This window comes from Varibaculum cambriense, from assembly GCF_022133705.1.
GTDB classification, from domain to species: domain Bacteria; phylum Actinomycetota; class Actinomycetes; order Actinomycetales; family Actinomycetaceae; genus Varibaculum; species Varibaculum cambriense_A.
On record NZ_JAKNHJ010000050.1, the window covers coordinates 1 to 244 of the forward strand.

Genomic DNA, 244 nt, shown 5'->3' on the forward strand with positions numbered 1-244 from the left:
ATCTCATCAACACCGCCGCCCCCCGCGCCGCGCGCAACGCCGCCAGCATCGCCCTGGCCGACGCGGGCGCCGCGGCCGCCCCCGTCCGCCTGTACGACGCGCCGCGCGGCACATTGCTGGCCACGCGCACGCTCAAACCGCCCTGCGGCATGGTGCGTCCAGCGGACAGCGCCATCGAGCTGAACCAGGCCGACGCGGATGATCTGATCGACAACGACGGCGCCGCCACCTGGGGCGAGTGGTG

General features: G+C 74.2%; 1 protein-coding gene. It reads left to right on the forward strand.

The annotated features are described in order from the left end of the window. On the forward strand, positions 1–244 hold a 244-nt coding region (locus L0M99_RS09740), incomplete at both ends, for a hypothetical protein (RefSeq protein WP_238128457.1).